This window comes from Candidatus Nitrosarchaeum limnium BG20 (assembly GCF_000241145.1).
GTDB classification, from domain to species: Archaea; Thermoproteota; Nitrososphaeria; order Nitrososphaerales; family Nitrosopumilaceae; genus Nitrosarchaeum; species Nitrosarchaeum limnae.
In genome coordinates this window covers 1-1,667 of sequence record NZ_AHJG01000336.1, presented here as the reverse complement: position 1 = coordinate 1,667, position 1,667 = coordinate 1, and the positions used below count along the sequence as shown (strand labels likewise).

General features: G+C 32.0%; 2 protein-coding genes. Both read left to right on the top strand.

The genetic code is table 11. The features are described from left to right. Positions 1-1,049: M50 family metallopeptidase (locus BG20_RS11480; protein WP_010195616.1), on the top strand; the 1,049-nt coding region annotated here is incomplete at its 5' end. A 43-nt stretch (positions 1,050-1,092) separates the two neighbouring features. Next, positions 1,093-1,667 (top strand): PP-loop family protein (locus tag BG20_RS11475; RefSeq protein WP_010195613.1); only part of this gene is annotated, 575 nt, incomplete at its 3' end.

Sequence of the window (1,667 nt, the reverse complement as noted above, 5' to 3'; positions counted from 1 at the left end):
CTTTAACAAAAGTGCTAGGACGAACTAGACGAGGCATCAAAGTTTTTGCTGATGTAAGTGTAGTTGCAGGTTTTCTAATGATGGGGTTTGCATTTTGGTTTTTGATATCAAATGTTTCTAAATTCTTTGTAGCACCATCTGAATTCTCACAATTAACAGTGCTAATTCCAGGTATTACTTTGACTTCATCATCATCAATTCTATACTTTTTACTATCAATACCAGTTGTTTTAGTAATTCATGAAGGTGCACATGGAATTGTTGCAACACTAGAAAAAATTAAGATCAAAACAGGTGGATTTGCAATATTTATTGCAATGTTTGCAGGATTTGTAGAACCAGATGAAGAGGAATTTAACAAGGCAAAAAAGATTTCAAAGTTACGAGTCATTGGAGCAGGAGCAACATCGAATGTAATTTTTGCATTTGCTTTAGGACTGATACTGTTAACAAATCCTTTCTTTGCAATGATCGTACCAGAACCATTGCTAAGCGTATTTTATGATTTACCAGATGGAGTAACTGTACTTTCAATAATTCCAGATTCTGGAGCAGAAAAAGCTGGATTACTTGCAAACGATATCATTACCTCGATTAATGGAGTTCAAATACTAAGTCCGTTAGATTTTCAAAAGACAGATCTAATTCCTGGTGATATTGCTCAAGTTTCAATACTTAGAGATGGACAAATATTACAATTTCCAGTTGAAGTAATACCGTCACCTGATGATCCTCAAAAAGGATTAATTGGAATAATAAGAGACAATTCATTTGCATACAAACCTGTCTTAAATTTTATTGAGTGGAAAGATCCAGGAGTTTCGATGTTTTTGTTATGGCTATGGATGATCTCATTTTTTATTGGAATAATCAATATGTTGCCACTTCCAATTTTAGATGGTGGAAAATTTATTCACACTATAATTGATAAAAAGATCTCAGACAAGGCAGTAAATATTACAATGTGGGGAATTTACGCATTTACATTCGGATTGTTTGGCTTGAATATTGCACTATCATATATGAAATCAGGCTGGTTTACAATCTAAAAATTGCCTAAAGAATCATTAATGAAAAAAATAATAGAATTTTATGAAATGTGATAGATGCGAAAATCAAGCAGCATATACTCGCAAATATTCTGGGGAAAAATTATGTTCTAATTGTTTTTCAAATTCAATTCTAAGAAAAACTGCAAAAACCATTTCAAAATACAATATGATTCAAAATAATGAATTAGTAGCTGTTGCAGTATCTGGTGGTAAAGATTCACTTGCTTTGCTTAATGTTATTAATCAAATGAGGTCTACACATAATTTTAGAATTAAAGCGATAACAATTGATGAAGGAATTCCAGGATATAGAAATGAGGCACTGGAAATAGTGCAAGAATTTTGTGCAAAATTAAATGTAGAACACAAGGTTTTCTCTTACAAAGAATTATTTGATTTAACATTAGACGAGGCATTGGATTTAAGAGGAAATGAAAAAACATCTTCGTGTTCCATATGTGGAACTTTAAGAAGACGTGCAATTGATCATGCAGCAAACGATATTAATGCAGATGTAATTGCTACAGGACATAATTTAGATGACACATTACAGACATTTGTAATAAACATGTTATCAGGTGATACTAACAAGATTGGTTGGATGGATCCTGATAC